This window comes from Burkholderia sp. KBS0801, from assembly GCF_005937855.2.
Taxonomy (GTDB): Bacteria; Pseudomonadota; Gammaproteobacteria; order Burkholderiales; family Burkholderiaceae; genus Burkholderia; species Burkholderia ambifaria.
The window spans coordinates 1,178,985-1,198,487 of the sequence record NZ_CP042178.1 but is presented as its reverse complement, the minus strand read 5'-3'; the positions used below and the strand labels follow the sequence as shown (position 1 = coordinate 1,198,487).

At 68.3% G+C, this 19,503-nt stretch carries 14 protein-coding genes; 11 read left to right on the top strand and 3 right to left on the bottom strand.

The window, feature by feature from the left end; translation table 11 throughout:
- Positions 1 to 141 precede the first annotated feature (141 nt).
- The 5 genes from FFI87_RS22300 (at position 142) to FFI87_RS22280 (ending at position 5,437) form a co-directional block, all read left to right on the top strand.
- On the top strand, positions 142 to 1,221 hold the full coding sequence (locus tag FFI87_RS22300; protein ID WP_138848988.1) for a serine hydrolase: 1,080 nt from the start codon (positions 142 to 144) through the stop codon (positions 1,219 to 1,221).
- Between the two features lie 88 nt (positions 1,222 to 1,309).
- Positions 1,310 to 1,765, top strand: coding sequence for a MarR family winged helix-turn-helix transcriptional regulator (locus tag FFI87_RS22295; RefSeq protein ID WP_012366226.1), 456 nt, complete (start codon positions 1,310 to 1,312; stop codon positions 1,763 to 1,765).
- Positions 1,766 to 1,835: 70 nt separating this feature from the next.
- On the top strand, positions 1,836 to 2,399 hold the full coding sequence (locus FFI87_RS22290) for an isochorismatase family protein (protein ID WP_012366227.1): 564 nt from the start codon (positions 1,836 to 1,838) through the stop codon (positions 2,397 to 2,399).
- Complete coding sequence (locus FFI87_RS22285; RefSeq protein WP_012366228.1) at positions 2,396 to 3,853, top strand: DHA2 family efflux MFS transporter permease subunit; 1,458 nt, start codon at positions 2,396 to 2,398, stop codon at positions 3,851 to 3,853. The genes FFI87_RS22290 and FFI87_RS22285 overlap by 4 nt, the downstream gene beginning before the upstream one ends.
- A 342-nt stretch (positions 3,854 to 4,195) precedes the next feature.
- Positions 4,196 to 5,437 (top strand): mechanosensitive ion channel family protein, encoded by a 1,242-nt coding sequence (locus FFI87_RS22280; protein ID WP_012366229.1) that lies wholly within the window; start codon positions 4,196 to 4,198, stop codon positions 5,435 to 5,437.
- Positions 5,438 to 5,511: 74 nt separating this feature from the next.
- Here FFI87_RS22280 and FFI87_RS22275 read toward each other — a convergent pair whose 3' ends face one another.
- A complete protein-coding gene (locus tag FFI87_RS22275) occupies positions 5,512 to 6,933 on the bottom strand; it encodes a PLP-dependent aminotransferase family protein (RefSeq protein ID WP_138848989.1) in 1,422 nt (473 codons plus the stop codon).
- A gap of 153 nt (positions 6,934 to 7,086) precedes the next feature.
- Here FFI87_RS22275 and FFI87_RS22265 point away from each other — a divergent pair, with 153 nt between their 5' ends.
- Together FFI87_RS22265 and FFI87_RS22260 are read left to right on the top strand one after the other, a co-directional pair.
- Positions 7,087 to 9,411 carry an FdhF/YdeP family oxidoreductase gene (locus FFI87_RS22265; RefSeq protein ID WP_138848990.1) on the top strand — a complete coding sequence of 775 codons (2,325 nt, stop codon included), beginning with the start codon at positions 7,087 to 7,089 and terminating at the stop codon, positions 9,409 to 9,411.
- A gap of 12 nt (positions 9,412 to 9,423) precedes the next feature.
- Positions 9,424 to 10,344 carry a bestrophin family protein gene (locus FFI87_RS22260; protein ID WP_012366232.1) on the top strand — a complete coding sequence of 307 codons (921 nt, stop codon included), beginning with the start codon at positions 9,424 to 9,426 and terminating at the stop codon, positions 10,342 to 10,344.
- Positions 10,345 to 10,385: 41 nt separating this feature from the next.
- Here the strand turns inward: FFI87_RS22260 and FFI87_RS22255 are convergent, their stop codons facing one another.
- Positions 10,386 to 12,416, bottom strand: coding sequence for an FUSC family protein (locus FFI87_RS22255; RefSeq protein WP_138850199.1), 2,031 nt, complete (start codon positions 12,414 to 12,416; stop codon positions 10,386 to 10,388).
- A gap of 148 nt (positions 12,417 to 12,564) precedes the next feature.
- Here FFI87_RS22255 and FFI87_RS22250 point away from each other — a divergent pair, with 148 nt between their 5' ends.
- From FFI87_RS22250 to FFI87_RS22230, 4 genes are all read left to right on the top strand, one after another.
- The gene (locus FFI87_RS22250) at positions 12,565 to 13,467 is read left to right on the top strand and encodes a LysR family transcriptional regulator (protein ID WP_138848991.1); all 903 of its coding nucleotides are present in this window, start codon (positions 12,565 to 12,567) and stop codon (positions 13,465 to 13,467) included.
- 410 nt (positions 13,468 to 13,877) lie between these two features.
- Positions 13,878 to 15,437 (top strand): DHA2 family efflux MFS transporter permease subunit, encoded by a 1,560-nt coding sequence (locus tag FFI87_RS22245; RefSeq protein ID WP_138848992.1) that lies wholly within the window; start codon positions 13,878 to 13,880, stop codon positions 15,435 to 15,437.
- 550 nt (positions 15,438 to 15,987) lie between these two features.
- Entirely contained in the window at positions 15,988 to 16,320 is a 333-nt protein-coding gene (locus FFI87_RS22235; RefSeq protein ID WP_041490185.1) for a sugar ABC transporter ATPase, read from the top strand.
- Positions 16,321 to 16,456: 136 nt separating this feature from the next.
- Positions 16,457 to 18,046: an ABC transporter substrate-binding protein gene (locus FFI87_RS22230; RefSeq protein ID WP_012366237.1), complete on the top strand. Its 1,590-nt coding sequence runs from the start codon at positions 16,457 to 16,459 to the stop codon at positions 18,044 to 18,046.
- A gap of 82 nt (positions 18,047 to 18,128) precedes the next feature.
- Here FFI87_RS22230 and FFI87_RS22225 read toward each other — a convergent pair whose 3' ends face one another.
- Positions 18,129 to 19,445 carry an Nramp family divalent metal transporter gene (locus tag FFI87_RS22225; RefSeq protein WP_138848993.1) on the bottom strand — a complete coding sequence of 439 codons (1,317 nt, stop codon included), beginning with the start codon at positions 19,443 to 19,445 and terminating at the stop codon, positions 18,129 to 18,131.
- Positions 19,446 to 19,503 lie beyond the last annotated feature (58 nt).

Genomic DNA, 19,503 nt, shown 5'->3' with positions numbered 1-19,503 from the left:
CAGCAGGAATCCGCCCGCATCACGCATCATTGCGTGCACATCGATCGTCATCGCCACGCGATCGACCTTATAATTTCCCGCACCCGCTCACCGCCCACGCATTTCGCGCCGCCGCAACGCGCGTGAAAAGGAGACTTTCGCTTGACCGGCCTCATCGCGCGCCTGCCTCGCGCCCGGACCATCCTGATCCTCGCCATCTCGTTCCTGACACTCGCGTTCGCAACGAATGCGTCCGCGCAGCGCACGCAGCCGCATCGCACCGCGGCGCCCCATGCGCATACGAAAGTCGTCAAGAAAGCGCCCGCCCACCGCAAGCACAAGGCCGTCAAGCACCGCCGCCCGCGCGTCAAGCATTCCTCGGTCAAGCGTCACGCCGCGCCCGCGCCGCAGCACCGGCGCGCGAAACGCGCGAACGCGGTGCGCCCGCGCCCCGCCGCGAAGCCGCGCCTGCTCGCGAGCTGCGGCTACAGCCCGCGCGCGGTGCGCTCGCTCCACTCACGCGCGGCCTACCTGCTCGACGTCGATTCCGGCACGCCGCTGCTGGCCCGCAACGCACGCACCGTGCGGCCGATCGCGTCGATCTCTAAGCTGATGACCGCCGTGGTCGCGCGTGACGCGGACCGGCCGCTGAACGGCGTGCTGCGCGTCACCTCACGCGACCGCGACACGATCAAGTTCACCGGTTCGCGGCTGCCGATCGGCGCCGAACTGTCGCGCCGCCAGATGTTCCATATCGCGCTGATGTCGTCGGAAAATCGGGCGGCCGCCGCGCTGAGCCGCGACTATCCGGGCGGCCGTGCCGCGTTCGTGAAGGCGATGAACCGCGAGGCGCGCCGGCTCGGGATGCGTCATACGCACTTCCGCGAACCGACCGGATTGTCGCCGCACAACGTGTCCACCGCCGAGGATCTCGCGCGGCTCGTCGGCGCGGCCGCGCAGGATCCGCTGATACGCTACTTCTCGACGGACACGTCGACCACCGTGCAGGCCGGCGACGGCGAACTGCTGTACGTGAACTCCGATCCGCTCGTGCGCAACGGCAGCCTGCCGATCCGGCTGCAGAAAACCGGCTTCATCAACGAATCGGGGCACGGCGTGGTGATGCGCATGCGCGTGAAGGGCCGCCGCGAAACGATCGTGCTGCTCGGCGCACCGACGCGCGCCGGCGTGTCGAGCGATGCGGTGAAAATCCATCGCTGGCTGAACTGCTCGATCCAGTAAGCACGACGCGCGCGGCCGGCGCGTACCTTCAAAGGAGCGGCGCCATACAATTCGACAGTCAAACTTGCAAGTTTAACTGTCGTGTTCTATGCTCCACCGCATGACACCACCACGCACACCCGGCGTTTCCGCCGACACCGTCGCAACCGACCTGACCCTCGCAGTCGGCCAGCTGATCCGCCGGCTGCGCTCCGAGATCGACTCCGAAGGGCTCGGCATGTCGCAGACGAGCGCGCTCGCGCGGCTCGAACGACAGGGCCCGATGACGACCGCCGACCTCGCCCGCGCGGAGGCGATGAAGCCGCAGTCGATGAAGGCGATCCTCGCGAGCCTCGAGGAAGACGGGCTCGTCGAACGCCAGCCGCATCCGACCGACGGCCGCCAGATCCTGTTCCTGCTGACCGCGGCCGGCCGCGAAGCGCGGCGCAAGCGCGACACCGCGAAGCACAAGTGGCTCGGCGCCGCGATCGACAAGCTCGACCCTGAAGAGATCCGCACGCTCGCCGCCGCGATTCCGCTGATCCGGCGCATCGGCGAACAATGACCGCCACCTGCGTGCGGCGCGGCATCCGCGTGCACGCGTTCCTTTGCCCAATTCACGGAGCATCAGCACCATGAGCACAACCCGTCTCGACACGAACACGGCGCTCGTCGTCATCGACCTGCAAAAAGGCATCGTCGCGCTGCCCACGTCCCACCCGGTCGCCCCGGTGATCGAGCGCACGCGCGAACTGCTCGACGCATTCCGCGAGCGCGGGCTGCCGGTCGTACTCGTCAACGTCGCCGGCGGCGCGCCGGGCCGCACGCAGCAGCAGGCGCGTCGTGATGCCCTTCCTGCCGACTGGACCGACCTCGTACCCGAACTGAACCGCCAGCCGGGCGACCACGTCGTGACGAAGAAGACCTGGGGCGCGTTCACCGCCACCGACCTCGACGCGTACCTGAAAGCAGCCGGCGTCACGCAGATCGTGCTGACCGGTGTCGCGACCAGCATCGGCGTCGAATCGACGGCACGCCAGGCGCACGAGCTCGGCTACAACGTGACGCTGGCGGTCGACGCAATGACTGACCTCAGCGCGGACGCGCACACGAACAGCGTCGAACGGGTGTTCCCGCGTCTCGGCGAGACCGGTTCGACGCAAGAAATTCTCGCGCTGCTCGACCGGCGCGGCGCATGAACGACACGCGCACTCGGCCGGCGCCGGTTCATGCGTCCGGCCGGCTCGATCCGGCGATCTGGAAAGTCAGCGCGGTCGCGACGCTCGGCGGGCTGCTGTCGCAGCTCGACGCGACGATCGTCAACGTATCGCTGTCGAGCCTCGCGACCGACCTGCACGCGAGCCTGTCGACGATCCAGTGGGTGACGAGCGGCTACCTGCTCGCGCTCACGCTGGTGTTGCCGCTGAACGGTTGGCTCGTCGACCGCATCGGTGCGAAGGCGCTGTACCTGTGGTGTTTCTCCGCGTTCACGCTGACGTCGGCGCTGTGCGGGCTCGCGTGGTCCGCACCGTCGCTGATCGCGTTCCGTGTGCTGCAAGGCATCAGCGGCGGGCTGCTCGCGCCGATGGCGCAGATGATGATCGCGCGCGTGGCCGGCCAGCAGATGGCACGCGTGATCGGTTATGCGGCGGTGCCCGTGCTGATCGCACCGATCCTCGGCCCGGTCGTCGCCGGCGCGATCCTGCAGCACGCGTCGTGGCGCTGGCTCTTTCTCGTGAACCTGCCGGTCGGCGCGCTCGCGCTTGCGCTGGCCGTGTGGTTCCTGCCCGGCGATCGCGACGAAACGCAGCGGCGCGAACTCGACTGGGTCGGCCTCGCGTTGCTGTCGCCCGCGCTCGTGCTGTTCCTGTATGGCGCGGAGCGGATCGACACCGCGCCGGGTATCGCGGCAATCGCGGGTTCGGTGTTGCTGCTCGCGGCGTTCCTGCGCGTCGAGCGCCGCAAAGGCGAGCGTGCGCTGATCGACGTCGCGCTGTTTCGCGCGCGCGTGTTCGGCGCGGCCGCCGCCACGCAGTTTCTGTCGAACGGCGCGATCTACGCAGGCCAGATGCTGATTCCGGTATTCCTGATCCAGGCGTGCGGCCGCTCGCCCGGCGAGATGGGCTGGCTGCTGGCCCCGCTCGGGCTCGGCATGCTCGTCACGTATCCGTTGATGGGCGCGCTGACGAGCCGGTTCGGCGTGCGCCGACTGGCCGCCGCGGGCGCGATGCTCGCGCTCGTCGCGACGCTACCGATCGTGTATCTCGCGCTGACCGGCTACGATCCCTACGTGCTGGTGCCCGCGCTGTTCGTGCGCGGGATGGGCCAGAGCGCGATCGGCATCCCGTCGATGTCCGCCGCGTATGCGTCGGTCGAACGGCGCAATCTGCCGATGGCGACGACGTCGCTCAATATCGTCCAGCGCCTCGGCGGCCCGACGTTCACGACGCTCTGCACGCTGTTTCTCGCATGGCGGCTGCAGGCCGAATCGGTGTCGACGGGCGGCGCGCATGGGGTCGCCTACGCGTGGGCGTTCGGCCTGCTTTGCGCGCTGCATGCGGCGAGCTTCGTGACGACGCTGCGGCTGCCGCGATGGTCGAGCGGCGCGGGCGCACGGCCGACGGGGGTGCGCGGGTCGGTGCGCGCTGAGTGACGGGGCGTGCCGTTACACGGCACGCGGCACTTGCTGTGCCAGCGTCATGCCTGCCGCTTCCAGCGTCTGATCCAGTGTCGGGAAGATGGACGACGCGCCGAAGCACGCGCACGCGATCAGCGGCAGGAACACGGTATAGAGAGAGACCCGTCACGACAGGCATGCCGGCGATGCGCGCATAACCGAGCCTGCGGGATATCCATCGACGCGAGCCCGTCATGCATTCGCCCCATCCGTCCGGAACCCAATGGCACAATCACGGTCCCTTTCATATGCCCTTCATTGGGCGCGCGCCGCATCGCGGCGCAGATTCAACGCACGAGAAAGACCCTGCCTGCCCTTATGACCCTGAACGAATCCTGGTTTGCGCCGCTCGTCGGCCTCCTCATCCTGCTCGCCGCCGCCGGCGCGATCACCGCCGCCGTCCATTTCCTGCTGTTTCGCGTGGTCGCGCGCCTCGCGCGGCTGTCGGCCACGCGCATCGACGACGCGCTGTTCGAGTTCGGCGCATTCAAGTGGCTGAACCGCATCGTGCCGTTCGTCGTGATCAAGCTCGGGCTCGCGGCCGTGCCCGGGATCCCGGCCGCGGCCGCGCAGGCCGCCGACAAGGTGCTGTTCGCGCTGATCGTGTTGCTGGTGTCGATGACGATCAGCGCGACGCTGTCCGCGCTCGAACACACGCATCGCATGAGCCATCGCGACCAGCCGCGCCTGTCGCTGAAAGGCGCAATGCAACTCGTCAAGCTCGTGATGTTCATCACGGCCGCGCTCGTCGTGATCGGCGACGCGACCGGCAAGCAGATCGGCCTGCTGCTGTCGGGCATCGGCGCGATGTCGGCAGTGCTGATGCTGATCTTCAAGGACACGCTGCTCGGCCTCGTGGCCGGCGTGCAGCTGTCGTCGAACGACATGCTGCGGATCGGCGACTGGATCACGATGCCGTCGGCCGGCGCGGACGGCACCGTCATCGACATCACGCTGAACACGGTGAAAGTCGCGAACTTCGATCACACGATCATCACGGTGCCGACATGGAAGCTGATCACCGAGAGCTACCAGAACTGGCGCGGGATGACCGAAGCCGGCGGGCGCCGCATCAAGCGCGCGCTGTTCATCGACGCGACGAGCGTCCGCTTTCTCGACAACGACGAGATCGCACGGCTCGAACGCCTGACACTGCTGAAGGACTACCTGGAAGACAAGGTCGACGCGATCGCGCAATGGAACGGCACGCTCGGCACGGCGGGCGAATGCCCGGCGAACCGCCGCCAGCTGACGAATCTCGGCACGTTCCGCGCGTACGTCGCGAACTACCTGAAGGGTCATCCGCGAATCCGCCGCGACATGACGTGCATGGCGCGCCAGTTGCCGCTCACGGCCGAAGGCATTCCGCTCGAACTGTACTGCTTCACCGACACGACGAGCTGGGTCGACTACGAGACGATCCAGGCCGACCTGTTCGATCACATGATCGCGGTGCTGCCGGAGTTCGGGCTGCGCGTGTACCAGCACCCGTCAGGCTTCGACATGCGCCGGATGGCCGGCGCGGCGCAAGGCGAACTGCAGGCACCGCACGCGCTGTAATGCTTGCCGCGACGGCCCGCAACGGGCCGCCGCTCGCCACCCCGCAGCGCGGCGCGCGGCGCGCCCTGCGCCGCTCACCGCCCCGCGCACTCGGACGCGAGCCGCCCCACCACCTTCAGCGCGTCCTCGATCTGCCGCGACCACGGATAGCTGTAGTTGAGCCGGATGAAATGCCGGTAATCGGCGCTCGCCGAGAACATGTGGCCGGGCCCGATCGTGATGCCCTGCGCGAGCGCGAGCGCATACAGCTTCATCGCGTCGACCCGCGGCGGCAACTCGACCCACAGCACGTACCCACCCTGCGGCTGCGACAGCCGCGTGCCCGCCGGGAAGAAACGCCGCACCATCGCGCTCATCAGGCTCGCCTGCTGCGCATACTGCTTGCGCATCCGCCGCAGGTGGAAATCGTAGCCGTCGTGCTTCAGGTATTCGGCGATCGCGAGCTGCTCGATCGCGGGCGTCGCGAGCGTATTCAGGAATTTCAGCTTCTCGACCTGGTCGCGATAGCGGCCCGGCATCGCCCAACCAATCCGGTAGCGCGGCGACAGGCTCTTCGTGAACGACGCGCAATGCAGCACGAGCCCGTCGCGGTCGTACGACTTCAGCGCGCTCGGCGTCGTGTCGCCGAAATGCAGCTCGTGGTAGACGTCGTTCTCGATCGCGGGCACGCCGTGCTTCGCGAGCAGTTCGACGAGCGCGCGCTTGCGCGCATCGGGCATCTGAAAGCCGAGCGGATTCTGGAAATTCGGCATGACCATGCACGCGGCGATGCGCTCGCGCTCGAGGATCCGTTCGAGCGCGTCGAGATCGATGCCGTCGCCCGGATGCGTCGCAACCTCGAGCGCGCGCATGCCCATCCGCTCGATCGCGTGCAGCATCGCGTAGAACGTCGGCGACTCGACGGCGATCGTATCGCCCGGCCGCGCGACAGCCTGCAGGCACAGGTTGATCGCCTCGGTCGCGCCGATCGTCATCACGATCTCGGCGGGCTCGACCGCGATCCCGCGCTCCGCGTAGCGCCGCGCGATCTGGCGGATCAGTTCCTGGTTGCCGGGCGGCAGGTCGTCGATCACGCCCCAGCGCGTGCGGCGCCGTCCGATCGCCTGCGCGTAGCGCGCAAGACGCTGCACCGGGAACTGCGACGCGTCGGGATACGGCGAGCCGAGCGGCACCGCGTCGTCACGCGCGATCGAGCGCAGCGTCGACAGCACGAGCCGGCTCACGTCCACCGCCGACGGCTCGGCCGCCGGCGCCGACGTGTGCAGCTCGGCCTCGGCCGGCTCCGTGACCCGCGCCCGCACGAAATAACCCGACTGCGGCCGGCTCTCGATCAGGCCGCGGCTCTCCAGCACGAGATACGCGCGCAGCACGGTCGTGACGCTGAGCTGCTGCTGCCTGCTCGCCTGCCGCACCGACGGAATCCGCTCGCCCGGCCGGTATACGCCGCGCTCGATCTGCGTCTGCAGCTCGTCGGCCAGTTGTTCGTAACGCTTCACGCGCCTCCCTTTCAACTTCCCTTCAAAAACACAGTTGCGGCCCGCACCGCCTGGATGGCCGAAACTGTACTCTTTTTTGAAGTCGAAAGGTGTACACACAGCAGCCCCGGCGCCGCGCGTACTCTCGCTGCATCAACCCTGAACACCTGCATCATGAAAAAGAAATCCGCCGCCCCGCGCATCGAACCGTACCACCACCCGGCCGCCGGCTGGGGCGCGCTGAAAGCCGTCGCGATCAACCTGATCAAGGAAAAGGTCACCGGCGGCAACTACCGCACGCTGCTGCGCCAGAACCAGCCGGACGGCTTCGACTGCCCGGGCTGCGCGTGGCCCGACCGCCAGCATGCGTCGACGTTCGAATTCTGCGAAAACGGCGTGAAGGCCGTGGCCGCCGAAGCGACGAGCAAGCGCGTGACGCCCGAATTCTTCGCCGCGCACACGGTCACCGAGCTGCTCGAACAGACGGATTTCGAGCTCGAACAGCACGGCCGCCTGACCGACCCGATGGTGTACGACGCCCGCACCGATCGCTACGTGCCGATCGCGTGGGACGACGCGTTCGAGCTGATCGCGCGCCATCTGCGTGCGCTGCCGGATCCGAACCAGGCCGCGTTCTACACGTCGGGCCGCGCGAGCAACGAGGCGGCATTCCTGTATCAGCTGCTGGTGCGGCGGTACGGCACGAACAACTTCCCGGACTGCTCGAACATGTGCCACGAGGCGACGAGCCGCGGGCTGCCCGATTCGGTCGGCGTCGGCAAGGGCACGGTCACGCTCGACGATTTCGAGCACGCGGACATGCTGCTGATCTTCGGCCAGAACCCGGCGACCAACCATCCGCGGATGATGGGCGAGCTGCGCGAATGCACGAAGCGCGGCGCGACGATCGTGTCGATCAACCCGCTGAAGGAACGCGGGCTCGAGCGCTTCGCCGATCCGCAAAGCCCGCTCGAGATGCTGACGATGTCCGGCACCGCGATCGCGTCGACGTTCATCCAGCCGACGATCGGCGGCGATTTCGCGCTGATCAAGGGGATGGCGAAGCGCGTGCTCGAACTCGACGACGCCGCGCGCGCCGCCGGCGCGCCGCGCGTGCTCGACATCGCGTTCATCGACGAACACACGGCCGGCTTCGACGTGTTCGCCGACGATCTGCGCAACGAAAGCTGGCCGGCGCTGACGGCCGAAAGCGGTGTGTCGTACGAGCAGATCGACGCGCTCGCTCAGCGCTATGCACGCAGCGAGCGCGTAATCGCGACGTGGGGAATGGGCATCACGCAGCACAAGCATTCGGTCGCGACCGTGCAGATGCTGACGAACCTGATGCTGATGCGCGGCAACATCGGCCGCGCCGGCGCCGGCCTGTGTCCGGTCCGCGGTCACTCGAACGTGCAGGGCAACCGCACGGTCGGCATCGAGGAAAAGCCGTCGCAGGCGTTCCTCGACCGGCTCGGCCGCGTGTTCGACTTCGAGCCGCCGCGCCATCACGGCTACGACGTCGTCGAGACGATCGAAGGCATGCTCGAAGGCCGCGTGAAGGTGCTGATCGGCCTCGGCGGCAACTTCGCGATGGCGACGCCCGACACGCCGCGCACGTGGGAAGGCCTGCGCCGCTGCGCGCTCTCCGTGCACATCACGACGAAGCTGAACCGCAGCCACCTGATCCACGGCCGCGACGCGCTGATCCTGCCGACGCTCGGCCGCACCGAGATCGACCTGCAGGACAACGTGCCGCAAGGCGTGACGGTCGAGGACTCGATGAGCATGGTCCACGTGTCGTACGGGATGAACAAGCCGGCTTCCGCGAACCTGATGTCGGAGCCGGCGATCGTCGCGCACATGGGCCATGCGCTGTTCGGCAGCGGCAAGATCGACTGGCTCGCTTACAAGGACGACTACGCGAAGATCCGCGACGCGATCGAAGCGACCTTCGACGACTTCTACGACTACAACGCGCGCATCGCGCGGCCCGGCGGCTTCCACCTGCGCGTCGCGTCGCGCGATCGCGAATGGCTGACGCCGACGGGCAAGGCGAACTTCATCGCGCACGCGCTGCCGACCGACACGCCGATCCAGCGCGCCCGCGCGCTGCACGGCGAGCGCTTGATGACGCTGATGACGACGCGCTCGCACGACCAGTACAACACGACCGTCTACGGGCTCGACGACCGCTATCGCGGCGTGTTCGGCCAGCGCCGCGTGGTGTTCGTCAACCGCGACGACCTCGCGATGCTCGGCCTGAAGGCCGGCGACTGGGTCGACATGGAAACCGTGTGGCACGACGGCATCGAGCGGCGCGCGAACGGCTTCCTGCTCGTCGAATACGACATCCCGCGCGGCTGCATCGGCGCGTACTACCCGGAAACGAACCCGCTGGTGCCGCTCGACAGTGTCGGCGACGTGTGCAACACGCCGACGTCGAAGTCGGTGCCGGTCCTGCTGCATCGCGCGGCCGCGCCGGCGTCGGCTGCCGCCTGACGGAGCGCCGCGATGATCGTTCGGCCGCGCGAGCACTGGCTGCGGATGCTGCTCGTCTGGAACGGATCGGTGCTGCCGACCATCCTGCCGCAGCTCGTGCTGACGCTCGCGATCAGCCTCGTCGCGGTATGGGGCGGCGGCCGCGTGCTCGGCGAGAAGGTTCCGCTGAACCCGACGCCGTTCACGCTGATCGGCCTCACGCTCGCGATCTTCGCGGGGTTTCGCAACAACGCGAGCTACGAGCGCTACCGCGAGGGCCGGCAGCTGTGGGGCGGCGTGCTGACCGCCACGCGCACGCTGGTGTCGCAAGCACTCTGCTACGGCGCGATCGACGCCGACGACGCCGCGCGGCATGCGTTCGTGCGCAAGGTCATCGCGTTCGTCCATGCGCTGAAGCATCAGCTGCGCGGCACCGACCCGGCGTCGGACCTGCGCGCGCTGCTCGATGACGGAACCCATGCGCGCATCGTCGCCGCGCGGTATGCGCCGATCGCGATCGTTCATGAACTGCGCGAGGCATTCGCCGCGCGCGCCGACGCCGGGCATCTCGCCGATACGCGGCTCTGGATGCTCGACGCGCGCCTCGACGATCTCGTGTCGATGGTGAGCGGCTGCGAGCGCATCGCATCGACGCCGATCCCGTTCTCGTACGACGTGCTGCTGCACCGGACCATCTACGCATACTGCGTGCTGCTGCCGTTCGGCCTGGTCGACTCGATCGGCGCGGCGACGCCGTTCGTCACCGTGTTCGTTGCGTATACGCTGATCGCGCTCGACGCGATCGCCCATGCGATCGCCGAACCGTTCGGCGACGGGCCGAACCAGCTCGCGCTCGATGCGATGACGCGGATGATCGAGCGCACGCTGCTCGAACTGAACCGCGAGCCGCTGCCGGCGGAAGCGACGCCCGGCCCGGCGTATCGGCTCACCTGACGGGCCGGGCACCGTCGACGCCCCCGTCGGACGCTGCTCGTTCAGTCGCGGCGGCCGCGCAGGAAGTGGCCGTGCCCGGCAACCGCGTCCGCGATCCGCCTCAGCAACACGATGCCGCGCAGCAGCGCGCGTGCCCCGTCGCTGTCGACATCGGCCACGCGCCGCCGCAGCAACCGCGCGGCCATATCGCAACTGCGCTCGAGCCGGGCGAAATCCGCGAGCGCGGCGCGGCCGCGCACCACGGCAACCGCGCGACGCGCGGCCGGCTCCCGGGCCGCCAGTTCCGCGAGCGCCAGCAGGCTGTCGCCGATGCCCCAGATCGCCAGCAAATCGCGCATGTCGCGCTCGATCAGCGTTTGCGGCAGGCTGCCCGCGAACCCGAGCTCGCGCCCGAGCCGGTCGGCCGTACGACTGAGCCACGCGCTTGCCGACCAGCCGCGCGGGTTGCGCGCGATCGCCGCGAGATCGCGGCGCACCGCGCGATGCAGCCGCCGCCGGCTCGTGCCCGGATCACCCGGAAACACGAGCGCGAACACCAGCACGCCGAACGCGATGCCGAGCAGCGTCGACAGTGCGCTGTTCAGGAACGCCGCATCGCCGATGCGCGCGGTGTTGTCCGGCGACGTGAAATTCCAGAAGAAGATCGCAAACGCGCTGCCGAGCGCGGCGGTGCGCGGATGGCGCATCGCGAGCCCCGTGCCGATCATGAACACGCCGATGATGTACGCGAGCGTCTCGAAGCCCGACACCGCCGGCAGCAGGATGAAGTTGCAGACGATCCCCGCCACCGCCGCGCAGGCCGTGCCCGTGAGGAACCCGATCGCGGCCCGGGCCGAATTCGGCCGGGTGGAGAACAGCGCGCCGACCACGGCCGTGATCGCAACGAAACCGGCGCCCGACGGCCATGCGGTGACGATCCAGATCGCCGACGCGACCAGCACCGCGATGAACGCGCGGATGCCGTTGTGACACGCGAGCACCGCGTCGCGATGAAACGCATAGCGGACCCGCGACGGCGGCGGAACCGGCAGGTCGACCCGCGCCTTGTTGGCGAACGCGTCGTCGAATCCGGCGAGCAGTGTGCTCAGCCGGTCGAGCGTGAGCAGGCGCGAGTCATCCGAGCCGGTCGGCTCGGCGGCCTCGACGTGCAACGCCTGATCCACCCGCGCACGCAGCACCGCCATCTCCGGCCCTGCCTCGCCTGACGCAGCGACGCCGTCGAGCACCCGCGCGGCCTCGGCGACCAGCGGATCCGGCGCGTCGCCGCTGCGCGCCGCATGCGCTTCGATCGCCTGCGCGGCCGCATGCGCGGACAGCACGCCCAGCGCCGCCGCGCGCAAATGGCCGATCGCGTTGCGCACCGGCGGCGCGCCGGCGGCCGCATACTCGGCCGCGGTGTCGAGATCGAGCGCCTCAGCGAACAACCGGTGAACCGCCGCGGCGTTCGGCTCGCGACGCAGCGCGGCCGCGCCGACGGCCACCGCGCGTCCGAGATAGCGCGCAAGCCGCGTGCGGACGTCGCGCAGCGGCGAACCCGGCGCGAACACCGTTTCGAACGCGGCGGCGCACAGGATGCCCACCATCACGTAAAGGAACCGCGCGGCCGCGATATCGAACGCGTGCAGCGGCGCGGACGCCGCATCCATCGCGACGATCGCGGCCGTATAGCCGGCGAGCACCGCCGCGTACGCACGGAAATTCCGCAGGAACGTCGCGACGCCCGCGCACAGGCCGATCCAGGCGGCGAGCGCGGTCAGGAACAGCTCGGGCGTCTGCGCGAACGCGCCGGTCAGCGCGAGCGCGACGGCCGCGCCGATCGCGGTGCCGAGGATCCGGTACTGGCTCTTCGACAGCCCCATTCCGCGTGTGCCCTGTGCGACGATCCACACGGTCGACGCGGCCCATTTCGGGTCGTCGAGGTTCATCCGGAATGCGATGTAAAGCGCGAGCAGCGATGCGGCCGTGTTGCGCAACGCGAACCCGAGCGCGCCGGGCGGCAAGGTGGGCCATGCGTCGCGCAGCGCGGTGCGCACGACCGCGAACGGCGGCAGGCTGGGGAAAGCGAATTTCATGCGACGAGCATACGATCGCGCCACGGCCGCCACTACCGGCCCCACGGGATGCGTTATTGCAGCGGACGGGATAATCGGCATGACCGACATGAAGCCAATCCGCTGGCGACGGTAAGATGCGCGCAGGCCGAACACTGAAACAACCTGTATGGACTTCGACAGCATCCGGATATTCTTGCGCGTGGTGGAACGCGGCAGCTTCACGGCCGCGTCCGTGCAACTCGACATGCCGCTCAGCCGCGTGAGCCGCAAGGTCAAGCAGCTCGAGGACGATCTCGGCGTGCAACTGCTGTACCGGACCACGCGCCGCGTGTCCGTCACCGAAGGCGGGCGCGACTATTACGAGCGCTGCCTGCGCGCGGAGGAAATCCTGCTCGACGCGGACCGCCAGGCCCGCGCGCTGCGCACCGATCCCGAAGGCACGCTGCGCGTGCTGGTGCCCTACTCGATCGGACTGTTCGAACTGGAGCCCGCGCTCGCGGAGTTTCACCGGCGCTACCCGCGCGTGCAGCTCGTGCTGATCTACGACAACAGCCCGCTCGACCTCGTCGAGCATGGCTTCGACGTCGCGCTGCGCGCGGGCATGCTGACCGATTCCGGCTACGTCGCGCGCTCGCTCGGCTGGTCGCACGCGAAGCTCGCCGCGAGCCCCGCGTACCTCGAGCGCGTCGGGCGCCCGCAGACACCGCACGAACTTGCGCAGCACGACATCCTGTACGTGGGGCGCGATGCGCCCGGCCTGACGCTGCGGCTCACCAACGCGGCCGGCGACGTGGCCGACGTGCCGATCCGCCCCGTGCTGATCTCGAACGAATCGATCACCGTGCTGCGCCAGGCCGCGAGCGGCGGCGGCATCGCGCTGATTTCCACGCACTACATCGCGCGGCGGCTCGAGAAGAACGAACTCGAGATCGTGCTGCCCGACTGGCACCGCACCGACGACGTCGAACTGCACGCGCTCTATCCGCGCCGCGCGACGCTCGACAGCAAGGTGCGCATCTTCGTCGAGTTCCTGACGGAAGTGTTCACCGGTTGGCGGAACGCGGCGTAATCGGCATCGCACGACCGGCAATCGACGCGTACCGTCCAGATTATTGCGGCACACGAAAGGAATTAATGAGTAGGCGAGCGTTGATCGCCGCTCGTCGCATCGTTAGCCTGTTGCGATGCAAAACGACACTACACACACCGCACGCCACGGCAGCCATGGGCCGGCTGCGCGCCGACGCGTCACGCGCGTCGCGCCTTCCTGACCGGTACTAGCCCGCCTGCCGGAGCCCGTCACGGCTTCGCGCCTCCAATTCAACGCCTGAACCGCACGCTGCAACGCGTCGCCGCCGTCTGGCCGGCGGCGCGCGGGCAGCGTGTGTCCGTCCGCTTCGTGGTGCCCCCGCGCAGGCGTCGCGCGCGTACGCGTGTGCGACGCGCAGCGCGGACCCCCCTTCATCACGCAGGAACGCCATGTCCTCTTCCTCCCCACCCGGCCCGCTGACGGGCGCCCGGCTCGCGATCGGCACGATCGCGGTATCGCTCGCGATGTTCATGAACGTGCTCGACTCGTCGATCGCGAACGTCGCGATCCCGACGATCTCGGGGGAGCTCGGCGTGTCGGTCGACGAAGGCACGTGGGTGATCACGATCTTCGCGGCCGCAAACGCCGTGTCGATTCCATTGACGGGCTGGCTCACGCAGCGCTTCGGCCAGGTGCGCCTGTTCGTCACGTCGATCCTGCTGTTCGTGTTCGCGTCGTGGCTGTGCGGGATCGCGCCGAACCTGCCGACGCTGCTCGCCGCACGCATCCTGCAGGGTGCGGTCGCCGGGCCGCTCGCGCCGTTGTCGCAGGCGCTGCTGCTCGGCGCATGGCCGCGGCAGAAATCGGCGACGGCGCTCGCGCTGTGGTCGATGACCGCGCTCGTCGGCCCGATCGCGGGGCCGTCGCTCGGCGGCTGGATCACCTACGACTACAACTGGTCGTGGATCTTCTACATCAACATTCCGGTCGGTTTCTTCGCAGCGGCGGTCACGTGGTTCGTGTTCCGCGATCGCGAATCGCCGGTGCGTCGCCTGCCGATCGACACGGTCGGCCTCCTGCTGCTCGTGCTGTGGGTCGCGTCGCTGCAGATCATGCTCGACAAGGGCAAGGATCTCGACTGGTTCAATTCGCCCGTCATCGTCGCACTCGGTATCGTCGCGCTGGTCGGCTTCGCGTTCTTTCTCGTGTGGGAGCTGACCGAGGCCAATCCGATCGTCGACCTGCGACTCTTCACGCAACGCAATTTCGCGGGCGGCACGATCGCGATCTCGGTCGCGTACGGAATGTTCTTCGGCACGCTGGTGCTGCTGCCGCAGTGGATGCAGGGCTATCTCGGCTATCGCGCGATCGACTCCGGGCTCGCCACCGCGCCGCTCGGGATCTTCGCGATCCTGCTGACGCCGGTGATGGGACGCATCCTGCCGCGCACCGATCCGCGCTACCTCGCGACGCTCGCCTTCGTCGGCTTCGCGGTCGTGTTCATGATGCGCACGACGTTCTATTCCGACGTGTCGCACTGGGATCTCGTGCTCCCGACGCTGCTGCAGGGCATTCCGATGGCGATGTTCTTCGTGCCGCTCACGGCCATCATCCTGTCGGGGCTGCCGCCGGAGAAGATTCCCGCGGCCGCCGGCCTGTCGAATTTCGGCCGCACCTTCTGCGGCGCGGTCGGCACGTCGCTGATCAGCAATGCGTGGAACGACCGGACGATCCTGCATCACGTCCGGCTCACCGAACAGGCGAGCCCGGGCAACCCGATCTTCGCGCGGCAGCTCGACAGCGCGCGTTCGCTGCTGCACCTGAGTCCCGATTCCGCGCTCGCGTTCTTCAATACGTCGGTCGATTCGCAGGCGGCCGTGATGGGGCTGAACGACATCTTCTACGTGTCGGCGATCATGTTCATCGCGATCATTCCGCTGATCTGGATCACCCGGCCGTCGCGCTCGGGCGGCGACGATGCGGGCGCGGCGGCGGCGGGCGCTCATTGATCGCGCGCCGTTATCGTTGGCTTGCTCGCCGGCGTCATCGCCGTTCGAGGACGTAATAAAGACTTGCAATCGATACAGGCGGAAACGTCAACAGCCGGGGCCCGCACAGCGTTGTTTCGACAAGCGCCGACAATTCGCGCGCAACGACAGGAGAAAGTCGCACGCCCGGGCCGCGCGCCTGCACCGTGACGACCGCAGGATCCGCCAGGAAGAGCGGGACAGGGCCGCGCAGGTCGCGGCCACATTACGCAGAGCGAAAAGCACGTGCTGAACCGGCAGGACAACGCGGTCAGCCACAAGACCGGCCAGTAACGCCGGCAAGCGTCGATTCGCCATCCTTTGAAACGCCCGCTGCCGCCTCGCGACAGCGGGCGCTTATGTATCGAATCGTTTCAGCATGCCGTATGCGTCAAGTGCCGCGGGTATACTCCGACGTCAGCCGCCGCCCGTATCTCAAAAAAGGCACGATCCCGGCGGTTTCGTCGCGAAGCTCCGCGTTTCGCGTACCCCGCGCCCCAGCCTCGACACGACACACACGACGATTCCGATCATGAAACGATTCCTGCTGCTCCTTCCCGCCGCCCTGCTCGCCGCCTGCGGTTCCGCGCCCTCGTCCGACTCGGCCGCGTCCGGCTCGGCGCCGATGATCTACGTGTCGTCGGCGCGCCCCGCACACGCGATCGCCAACTGCCTCGACAGCCGCCTGTCCGGCACCGAGCAGTCGCAGCACAACGGCGTGACCGACATCACCGTCGGTTCGCGCTCGTACTTCGTCACGCTCACGCCGTCGGGCCGCGGCTCCGTCGTCAAGGTCGTGCGCGGCTCGGGCAACGAGCCGGCCGAGGAAGCGATGCGCTTCGCGATCGCGCGCTGCGTGATCTGAGCGCCGCCGGCGCCGGGCGCCCCGCCCGGCCCGCAAGCCGTACCGCGGGCGCCGTCATGCGTGCCCGTCGAATATTTTCATCCGGGCCGCCGTCGATGAGAGAATCGCACCACGATTCCCTTTCCACGGAGCCCGCATGAAGCATCTGCTGTCCCGGCTGTTCGTCAGCGCCGCGCTCGTCGCGCTTGTTCCGGCGTTGCCGGCGCAGGCCGCGACGCCGCCCGGCATCTTCGTCGTCGCCACCCAGCTCGGCGAATTCACGACCCTCGACCCGAGCGAAATCTACGAGCTCGTGCCGTCCGAGTACGTCGCGAACACCTATGAACGGCTCGTGCGGGTCGACCTGAAGGACCCGACGCGCTTCGACGGGCAGATCGCGCAATCCTGGACGGTCGGCGCCGACGGCGTCACCTACACGTTCAAGCTGCGCCCCGGCCTCACGTTCCATTCCGGCAACCCGGTCACCGCCGACGACGTCGCGTGGTCGCTGCAGCGCACCATCCAGCTCGACAAGGGCCCGGCCGGCGTGCTCGCCGATCTCGGTCTCACGAAGGCGAACGTGATGCAGAAGGTGCGCGCGATCGATCCGCAGACCTTCGTGCTCGAAACCGACCGCAAGTACGCGCCGAGCTTCGTGCTCAACGTGCTGAGCGCGTGCCCGGCGTCGGTGCTCGACAAGAAGCTGCTGATGTCGCACCAGCAGGGCAACGATTTCGGCAGCGGCTGGCTGAAGACCAACGACGCGGGCTCGGGCCCGTACCAGCTCGTCAAGTGGTCGCCGAACGAGAGCATCGTGCTGCAGCGTTTCGACAAGTACCGCGCGCCGTACCCGATGAAACGCGTCGTGCTGCGCCACGTTCCCGAGGCGTCCGCGCAGCGGCTGCTGCTCGAGAACGGCGACGTCGACGCCGCGCGCAACCTGAGCCCCGACAGCCTTGCCGCGCTGACCAAGGCCGGCAAGATCAAGGTCGCGTCGTGGCCCGTGTCCGCGCTGCTGTACCTGAGCCTGAACACGAAGAACGCGAATCTCGCGAAGCCGGACGTGCAGCAGGCGATGAAGTGGCTCGTCGACTACGACGGCATCCAGCGCAACATCGTCAGCACGACCTACAAGGTGCACGAGACCTTCCTGCCCGAAGGTTTCCTCGGCACGCTGAATTCGAACCCATACAAGCTCGACGTCGCGAAGGCGAAGGCGCTGCTCGCGAAGGCCGGCTTGCCGAACGGCTTCGACGTGACGATGGACATGCCGAACGATTACCCGTACATCGAGATCGCGCAGGCGCTGCAGGCGAACTTCGCTCAGGCCGGCATCCGCGTGAAGCTGATCCCGGGCGATGCGAAGCAGGCGATCGGCAAGTACCGCGCGCGCCAGCACGACATCTTCATCGGCGAATGGTCGCCCGACTACATGGACCCGAACAGCAACGCGCGCGGGTTCGCATGGAATCCTGACAATTCCGACCAGTCCAAGACGAAGATGCTCGCGTGGCGCAACAGCTGGGACATCCCGCAGCTGACGAAGGATACCGAGGCCGCGCTCGTCGAGCCGTCGTCCGCGAAGCGCGCGCAGCGCTACGAGGCGCTGCAGAAGTCCGTACTCGCGAACTCGCCATTCATCATCATGTTCGAGAAGGTCGTGCAGGTCGCCACGCGCCCCGGCACGACCGGGCCGGAGATCGGGCCGATCAACGATCTGGTGTCCTACCGGACGTTGAAAAAATAGCTTCACGGCGCTGCCCGCGCGGCCGCTCGGGGCCGCTGCGCGGGCGCGAGCGCCGTCGCCCCACCTGCGCCGCGCGCGGCGTTCAGTTGAACGCCGCCCACACCAGATACGCGTTCAGCCCGACGATCACGACCGTGGCCGTGCCCGCGACGATCCGCAACGGCATCCGCATCGCGTAGCGTCCCATCACGTCGTTGCGCGCCGACAGGATCAGCAGCGCGATCATCGGCATCGGCAGCACGAAGCTCAGCACCACCTGGCTCGCGACCATCGCCCGTGTGACGTCGCAGCCGCACGCGACCACCGCGAACGCGGGCGCGATCGTCACCGCGCGCCGCGTCCAGACCGACAGGCGGCGCCGCATGAAGCCCTGCATCACGACCTGCCCGGCCATCGTGCCGACCACCGAGCTCGACACCCCCGACGTCAGCAGCGCGACGAGAAACAGCACGCCGGCCGCCGGCCCGAGCACGGGGATCAGCGTGTGATAAGCGTCGCCGATATCGGTCATGCCCGGCGCGCTGGCGTGGAACGCTGACGACGCCATCATCACCATCGCGAGATTCACGAAGCCGGCGAGGCCGAGCGCGACGACCACCTCGCGGTTCGAGAACCGCATGAGCCGGCGCCGCTCCATATCGTCGCGCGGCGCGATGCGATCCTGCGTGAGGCCCGAATGCAGATACAGCGTATGCGGCATGATCGTCGCGCCGATGATCCCGACCGCGATCGTCAGCGCCGCACGATCGGGAATCTGCGGGACGACCAGATGGAACGCGGCCGCGTGCCAGTCCTGCGGCGCGATCATCAGCTCGCCGAGATAGCATGCGCCGATCACGCCGACCAGCGCCGCGATCGCGGCTTCCAGCGGCCGGAAGCCGCGCTTCTCGAGCGCGAGGATCGCGCAGGTCGCGAGCGCCGTCGCGATCATCCCCGCGAACAGCGGCAGATGGCACAGCAGCGCGAACGCGAGCGCGCCGCCGAGGAATTCGGCCAGATCGGTCGCCATCGCGGCGATCTCCGACGCGATCCACATGCCCCACACGATCGGCGCGGGAAAATGGTCGCGGCACAGCTCCGCGAGGTTGCGACCGGTCACGATGCCGAGCTTCGCCGACATCGCCTGGAACAGCATCGCGATCGCGTTCGCGGCGAGCACGACCCACAGCAGCCGGTAGCCGTATGCGGCGCCGGCCTGGATGTTGGTCGCGAAGTTGCCGGGATCCATATAGCCGATCGATGCGATCACGGCCGGGCCGACGAACGGCAACAGCGCGGCGATGCCGGTGCGACGCCCTTCCAGCGCGGCGCGCGCCGCGCCCTCGGCGCGATCGGCGCGATCGGTGGACAGATCGGGCAGCGCGAAACCGCTGCTGGATTTGCTCGTGACGGGAATCATGGTCGGGTTTCCGTTCGAATGAGGAAGGCTGGCCCTGGAGCGGGCCGGCGGCCGGCCT

Coding starts and splice junctions, on each gene's coding strand:
- FFI87_RS22285 (WP_012366228.1), top strand. CDS start 2,396: ATGAACGACACGCGCACTCGGCCGGCGCCGGTTCATGCGTCCGGCCGG.
- FFI87_RS22260 (WP_012366232.1), top strand. CDS start 9,424: ATGATCGTTCGGCCGCGCGAGCACTGGCTGCGGATGCTGCTCGTCTGG.
- FFI87_RS22280 (WP_012366229.1), top strand. CDS start 4,196: ATGACCCTGAACGAATCCTGGTTTGCGCCGCTCGTCGGCCTCCTCATC.
- FFI87_RS22250 (WP_138848991.1), top strand. CDS start 12,565: ATGGACTTCGACAGCATCCGGATATTCTTGCGCGTGGTGGAACGCGGC.
- FFI87_RS22265 (WP_138848990.1), top strand. CDS start 7,087: ATGAAAAAGAAATCCGCCGCCCCGCGCATCGAACCGTACCACCACCCG.
- FFI87_RS22295 (WP_012366226.1), top strand. CDS start 1,310: ATGCTCCACCGCATGACACCACCACGCACACCCGGCGTTTCCGCCGAC.
- FFI87_RS22225 (WP_138848993.1), bottom strand. CDS start 19,445: ATGATTCCCGTCACGAGCAAATCCAGCAGCGGTTTCGCGCTGCCCGAT.
- FFI87_RS22290 (WP_012366227.1), top strand. CDS start 1,836: ATGAGCACAACCCGTCTCGACACGAACACGGCGCTCGTCGTCATCGAC.
- FFI87_RS22245 (WP_138848992.1), top strand. CDS start 13,878: ATGTCCTCTTCCTCCCCACCCGGCCCGCTGACGGGCGCCCGGCTCGCG.
- FFI87_RS22230 (WP_012366237.1), top strand. CDS start 16,457: ATGAAGCATCTGCTGTCCCGGCTGTTCGTCAGCGCCGCGCTCGTCGCG.
- FFI87_RS22235 (WP_041490185.1), top strand. CDS start 15,988: ATGAAACGATTCCTGCTGCTCCTTCCCGCCGCCCTGCTCGCCGCCTGC.
- FFI87_RS22255 (WP_138850199.1), bottom strand. CDS start 12,416: ATGAAATTCGCTTTCCCCAGCCTGCCGCCGTTCGCGGTCGTGCGCACC.